The sequence below is a fragment of the Skermanella sp. genome, from assembly GCF_059503625.1.
Map to the genome: position 1 here is coordinate 1 of NZ_JCACHA010001046.1, position 5,868 is coordinate 5,868.

Genomic DNA, 5,868 nt, shown 5'->3' on the forward strand with positions numbered 1-5,868 from the left:
GCCGGTTATGCCCTGGTCGAGGGCGAACCCGTCATCTCGCACATACCGACGGAAACGAGGTTTCAGATTTCCGAGGTCGTGCGCCGTGCCGATGTCATCGTATCGGCCAATGTCGTGATCGGCGCGACCGGCGAGGCGTTCGGGACGCTGGAGGTGGACAGCCTCACCGAGCGGAACTTCACACACTCCGACATCAGTTTTCTCCAGAACTACGCCAACCTGCTCGCCGCCGCCCTGGACCGCCACAAGGCGCACCGCGAGCGCGTCGCCAGCGCCGAGGAGCGGTCGATCCTTCTGCGTGAATTGCAGCACCGCACCCAGAACGACCTGGCGATCATCACGTCGATGCTCAGGATGGAGGCCAGGAGGGCGAAACGGAGCGAGACGCGCCGCCGCCTGGAAAGCGTCGGCTACCGGGTCGAAGCGCTCTCGCTGGTCTACCGGCGCCTCTACGTGACGGGTGTCACCGATGCCGTGAACCTTTCCGCCTATCTCGACGAACTCGTCAAGCGGCGCTTCCTCATGCACGGCCTGGAACACGACGATGCGGTCAAGCTGGACCTGCACCTTACGCCCGTGGAAGTCGATCACAGCCAGGCCGTCGCGGTCGGACTGATCGTCAACGAACTGGTCACGAACTGCCTGAAATACGCCTTCCCCCTGCGCCAGGGGACGGTGACCGTCACCCTGGAGCGGGTCGAGCCGGACAAGGCGCGCCTGACGGTCGCCGACGACGGGATCGGCATGCCGGACGATCAGGTCAAAGGGCACGGCATCGGTCTGGAGCTGACCCCCGTGCTGTCGAAGATGGCATCCGGCGACTTCACCCTGGAACAGCGGGACGCCGGTACCGCCGGTCACCTGGTCTTTTCCATTCCGGAACTTCGGGGCGGTGGCGGCAAGCCGCTTTGAACTGTTGATGGGAGTCATCGAACGCCTGGAGGTGTAGCCATGCCGAATCAAAGCGACGACCGTACCGACAAGCCGTCCATCGTGGACATCGTCACGCATCCCGAAAAATTCGACACGTGGCAGCGTCAGCGTGAGCGGGAAGAGGCGAAGGACGGACAGCCGAAGGGGTCTCTGGACCGTCCTTCGGAATAGGACCGCTCCCGCCGGACCGAACAGCCTGCAAGGCCTGCCTGAATAAGCCGGAGCAACAAGATGTCCAAGATACCCAGCGACCCGAACCCGGACAGCACCCTGGCGCTGCTTTCGCAGGGCTACACCTATATCTCGACGCGCTGCGAGCGTTACGGGTCTGATCTCTTCAAGACCCGGCTCATGCTCAGCCCGGCCATATGCATGCTCGGCGAGGAGGCGGCCAGGATCTTCTACGAGCCCGACCGTTTCACCCGCCAGCGTGCGATGCCTCCGACGGCGCTGATGCTGCTTCAGGACAAGGGCAGCGTCCAGTTGCTGGACGGCGAGCGGCATCGTCCGCGAAAACGCATGTTCATGTCGCTGATGACACCGGCTTCCATCCAGGCCCTGGTCGACCGCGCCGCCGACGAATGGCGCTCCCAGTTCAGGAACTCGCAGAGAATGGACGAGGTGGCGATCCTGCCCCAAGCGCAGGAAGTCATCTTTCGCGCGGTCTCGCAATGGGCCGGAATTCCCCTGACGGATTCCGATGCCCGGCGGTGGACCGGAGCCTTCGCGGCCATGGTCGACGGCGCCGGCTCGATCGGGCCACGCAACTGGCGCGGACTGCTGCTGAGGGCGCGGGCCGAACGCTGGGTCCGAAGCATCGTGCAGGACGTCCGCGACGGCAAGCGCGACTCGCCGGAGGGAAGCGCCCTCCACGCCGTTTGCTTCTTCCGGGGACCGGATGGGGAAGCGCTGGACACCAAGGTCGCTGCGGTCGAATTGATCAACGTTCTGCGGCCGACCGTGGCCGTCGCCTGGTACGTAACCTTCGCGGCCCTGGCGCTGCACCGGTACCCCGACTGCAAGCGGACGCTGGAGAACGGGGACGAGGGCGATCTGGAACGCTTCGTTCAGGAGGTGCGCCGGTTCTATCCGATGTTCCCGGCCGTGGGTGGACGGGTCCGCAAGCCGTTCGACTGGAGGGGCCACCACTTCACCGAGGGAACCTGGGTGATCCTCGACCTCTACGGCACCAATCACGACCCGAGGATCTGGACGGACCCCGGCGAATTCCGCCCCGGCCGGTTCCGCGACTGGAACGGGAGCCCGTTCAACTTCATCCCCCAGGGCGCCGGGGGTTTCGAAAACGGGCACCGGTGTCCGGGCGAACGGATCACGATCGAGCTGCTGAAGTCCGCCGTGCGCCTGCTGGCCGCCGAGGTCCACTACGATGTGCCGGACCAGGACCTGAGCATCGACCTTTCGCGGATGCCGGCTCGTCCGAAGAGCGGCTTCGTGATCCGCAATGCCCGGCCGGCGGCTGTCCGGATCAGTCCGGAACTGGCGGATCGAGGAGCGGAACGCCGCAGTCTTTCAGGGTAGGAGTCACGACCGGGGCATCCCGGAAGCCGCAAGGAAGCGCCGCTCAAGCAGTCGGGGAAGCGTCCTTGGCCGACCCTGCCGGTCCGGCGGTTTCCCTCAGCCATGCGACGATCTCATCCCGTCGCGGCAGCCGGCCGGACATCTTGACCTCCTCCTCGATGACAAGGCCCGGCGTGCTGACGATGGGATAGTCGAGAATCCGGTCGGTATCCGTGACGTGTTCGATCTCGACGGTGACGCCGGCTTCCAGCGCCGCCTCCCGCGTCAGTTCCTCCAGGCGTTTGCAGCGGGCGCAGCCCGGTCCCAGGACTTTGACATGCATGGTTCGATCCTCCTTCGCGGTTAAGCGTTTGCCGGCCGGTGCGGTTCGGCCTGTCAGGCCTCCTTCGCCATCGAGCCGGTCCGGCGGTGGATGACGTAAAGGGCGGCGGCAAGGACCAGCAGGAACAGGGTGAGTTCCCCGCCGAGCAGCCAAAGGCCGGCGCCATCCTTCCAGGCGCCGAAGGTCAGGCCGGCGCCGGTGCTGAACAGCGCCACCAGCCCGACATAGGTCCATGCCTTCGTCCGCCCTATGATGCTGGCCGTGATCAGGATGCTTTGCAGGCTCAGTTCCGGGTCCGCCATCAGATAGGCCAGCAGCGGTCCCGGATGCATGCCGAGCGAGAGGAACATCCGGGCTACCGGAACCTCGACCAGGGTCGGGAAGTACATGAACACGCCGAAGACGACGCCCACCAGATTGGCAAGCACCGTGTTGGCGCCCGCCATGGTTTCCACCCATTCCGGCCGGAGGAACACCCGCAGGACGCCCACCACGAAGACGCCGACGACCAGCAGCGGAAAGATCTGGCGGACGAAACGCCAGCTTTCCCACAGCCATTGCTGAACCTCGAACCGGTCGATGTGGCGATGGGCGACCCAGGCGATCGCAGCCATCGCCGCCACGACGCCGACCGTCCTGCCGGTCAGGTGCAGCGTGACGCCCCCGTCCTGCGGCTGCATGCCCGTCGCCGCGACCGTCAGGGTCAGGACGACCAGCCCAAGCGCCGCCCAGGTCCAGCGGTTGAAGCCCTCGTCCACCCGCCCCAGCCCGCGCGGCGCCACCACGGCGATGATGCCGAGCAGCAGGACGAGGATCGCCCCTTGCGCGCCGATCCCCTCCTCGCCCTTGGCGGGATCGAACGGCAGCAGCCGGTGCAGCGTCGTCTCGACCGCGTCCATGCCGTGGACCGGGACGGTGACGCTGGCATAGCTGTCGAGCAGGATGCCGACCTTCAGCGTGCCGGCGACGAGCAGCGTCATCATCAGCAGCATCAGGACGACCGCAGCCGGTTGCAGGCGCTCTCCGCCGGTGAAGCCGCCGTCGGCCTCCCCGGCATGGGCGCGGTCGTCCTCGCTGAAGACCAGCGCCATGATCATCCCGATACCGACGCCGAAGACCAGCGAAAGCACGAACCGCGCTACGGCGAACTCGGCGCCCAGGGCGGCGCCGGTATAGCTCAGCGCCAGGATGTTGGCGGCCGGCGCGAAGAACAGGAAGGTGATGGCCGGTCCCAGTCCGGCGCCCTTCCGGTAGATGCCGGCGAACAGCGGGACGATGGTGCACGAGCAAACGGCCAGCAGGCTCCCCGCGGCGGCGGCAGCCGGATATGCTACGGCCTTAGGGGCGCCGCGCCCGAGAAAGCGGGTGATCGCCGATTTCGGCAGCAGGGCGGACAGGCCGCCCGCGATAAAGAAGGCCGGGACGAGGCACAGCAGCACGTGGGCGGCCAGATAGGCCGCAAGGCTGCCGAACCCGCTTCGCAGGATTTCAACGGGAAGGGCGGCTGTTTCCATGGCGCGTACCCCATTCTACCCTCACTCCGCCCCCCGCTCTGCCGGTAAGGCGCTTGGGGGAAAGGGTGCCGGGGCGCCGGCCGCCGCGCACTGATGCAAGTCAATCGCGGCGTCGGGCCGGGGTGGAAATTCCGGACTATGCCGGCCCGCTTCGCAGCGATGCCGCTTGGCCGGGCGGAGCGGCGGCGGCGCCGTCGCGCCGATCCTCGCCCGACAGGCTTTCGGCGATACGGCGAGCCGTCTCGCGGGCGCTGCGGCCGACCCCGATCAGGGTTGCGGAAGCCGGTCCGGTCCAGCCGCCGTAGCCGACGAACCAGAGCCCCGGTTCCCTCACCGACCGGGTGCCATCGAGTTCGACCGTGCTGTCAGGGCCGACGATGCCGAGTTCCGCGACATGGTCGAGCGCCGGGCGGAAGCCCGTGCACCAGATGACCGCATCCACCCCGGTTTCCGTTCCATCCCGCCAGACCACCCCCGTCTCGGTGAAGCGGGAGAAGGGGCGGACGGAGTGCAGCACGCCGCGTTCCCGCGCATCGACCACGGGCGGGACCATGACGATGTCGCCGAGGCCCCTGCCGGAATCTCCGGTTCGCGGCCTTCCTGGAGCGCCTTGAGCCGGGCGGTGGCCCGGTGGAACAGCACGCGGCCGTCGACGTCGTCCGGCAGGAAGACCGGCGGCTTTTCCGTCACCCATGTCGTCGCGGCTGTATTGGAAACCTCCGCCAGGATCTGGGCGCCGGAATTGCCGCCGCCGACGATCAGGACGCGCCGGCCGGCGAATGGTTCCGGGGTTTCGTAGGCGCCGGAATGGATCTGGACGCCGCCGAAGACATCCCGGCCCGGATAGTCCGGAATGTAGGGCCGCCGCCAGGTCCCCGTCGCGCTGACCACCATGCGGGCCGTCCAGTCGCCCCGATCGGTGACCACCCGGAAACGGCCGTCCTCCGCGTGCTCGACCGACCTCACCGATACCGGCCTGCGGACCGGCAGGCCGTAGCGGTTTTCATAGCGGGCGAGGTAGTCGAGCACTTCGTCCCGGCCGGGATATGTCGTCTCGCCCCCGCCCATCGGCCAGCCGGGCAGCGACGACCAGGGGGCGGGCGAGAACAGGCGCAGCGACCGCCAGGCGTGCCGCCAAGCTCCGCCGGGACTGGTCCCGGCGTCGAGGATCACGAAGCTCAGCCCTGTCCGCCGGAGATGATAGCCGACGGCCAGCCCCGCCTGCCCGCCGCCGACGACTACGACATCGGCATGCCCGGTCATGGGCGTGTCGCCGTTCCTCCGGATGTCGCGGCAGCCAGAACCGGACCGGGCGGGAAGAAGCGCTGGCCGAGCCGCAGGGAGACGTGAACCAGCAGGATCAGCACCGGCACCTCCACCAGCGGACCGATGACGGCGGCGAAGGCGACCGGCGAGGCCAGTCCATAGGCGGCGATGGCGACCGCGATCGCCAGTTCGAAGTTGTTGCCGGCGGCCGTGAAGGCGATGGCGGTCGTGCGCGGGTAGTCCGCCTCGATCAGCCGGCCCATCGCGAAGCTGATGACGAACTGGACCAGGAAG

General features: G+C 67.7%; 8 protein-coding genes. 3 read left to right on the top strand and 5 right to left on the bottom strand.

Annotated features, from left to right (window positions below; all coding sequences use genetic code 11):
• The 3 genes from AC5JJ6_RS37960 to AC5JJ6_RS37970 all read left to right on the top strand — a co-directional run.
• A partial coding sequence (locus AC5JJ6_RS37960) for a sensor histidine kinase (RefSeq protein ID WP_496047003.1) occupies positions 1-912 on the top strand: 912 nt, incomplete at its 5' end.
• A gap of 39 nt (positions 913-951) precedes the next feature.
• Positions 952-1,104 (top strand): hypothetical protein, encoded by a 153-nt coding sequence (locus AC5JJ6_RS37965; RefSeq protein ID WP_496047004.1) that lies wholly within the window; start codon positions 952-954, stop codon positions 1,102-1,104.
• Between the two features lie 60 nt (positions 1,105-1,164).
• Positions 1,165-2,472 (top strand): cytochrome P450, encoded by a 1,308-nt coding sequence (locus tag AC5JJ6_RS37970; protein WP_496047005.1) that lies wholly within the window; start codon positions 1,165-1,167, stop codon positions 2,470-2,472.
• A gap of 43 nt (positions 2,473-2,515) precedes the next feature.
• Here AC5JJ6_RS37970 and AC5JJ6_RS37975 read toward each other — a convergent pair whose 3' ends face one another.
• The 5 genes from AC5JJ6_RS37975 to AC5JJ6_RS37995 all read right to left on the bottom strand — a co-directional run.
• The gene (locus AC5JJ6_RS37975) at positions 2,516-2,794 is read right to left on the bottom strand and encodes a thioredoxin family protein (protein ID WP_496047006.1); all 279 of its coding nucleotides are present in this window, start codon (positions 2,792-2,794) and stop codon (positions 2,516-2,518) included.
• A gap of 53 nt (positions 2,795-2,847) precedes the next feature.
• Positions 2,848-4,308, bottom strand: coding sequence for a permease (locus tag AC5JJ6_RS37980; protein WP_496047007.1), 1,461 nt, complete (start codon positions 4,306-4,308; stop codon positions 2,848-2,850).
• A gap of 136 nt (positions 4,309-4,444) precedes the next feature.
• The gene (locus tag AC5JJ6_RS37985; RefSeq protein ID WP_496047008.1) at positions 4,445-4,642 is read right to left on the bottom strand and encodes a hypothetical protein; all 198 of its coding nucleotides are present in this window, start codon (positions 4,640-4,642) and stop codon (positions 4,445-4,447) included.
• On the bottom strand, positions 4,639-5,571 hold the full coding sequence (locus AC5JJ6_RS37990) for an FAD-dependent oxidoreductase (RefSeq protein ID WP_496047009.1): 933 nt from the start codon (positions 5,569-5,571) through the stop codon (positions 4,639-4,641). Before AC5JJ6_RS37990 ends, AC5JJ6_RS37985 begins: the two co-directional genes overlap by 4 nt.
• Positions 5,568-5,868: arsenic resistance protein (locus AC5JJ6_RS37995; RefSeq protein ID WP_496047010.1), on the bottom strand; the 301-nt coding region annotated here is incomplete at its 5' end. The genes AC5JJ6_RS37995 and AC5JJ6_RS37990, both read right to left, overlap by 4 nt.

Excerpts from the sequence above, each read along its gene's own strand:
- AC5JJ6_RS37975 (WP_496047006.1), bottom strand. The coding sequence starts at position 2,794 with ATGCATGTCAAAGTCCTGGGACCGGGCTGCGCCCGCTGCAAACGCCTG.
- AC5JJ6_RS37970 (WP_496047005.1), top strand. The coding sequence starts at position 1,165 with ATGTCCAAGATACCCAGCGACCCGAACCCGGACAGCACCCTGGCGCTG.
- AC5JJ6_RS37965 (WP_496047004.1), top strand. The coding sequence starts at position 952 with ATGCCGAATCAAAGCGACGACCGTACCGACAAGCCGTCCATCGTGGAC.
- AC5JJ6_RS37990 (WP_496047009.1), bottom strand. The coding sequence starts at position 5,571 with ATGACCGGGCATGCCGATGTCGTAGTCGTCGGCGGCGGGCAGGCGGGG.
- AC5JJ6_RS37980 (WP_496047007.1), bottom strand. The coding sequence starts at position 4,308 with ATGGAAACAGCCGCCCTTCCCGTTGAAATCCTGCGAAGCGGGTTCGGC.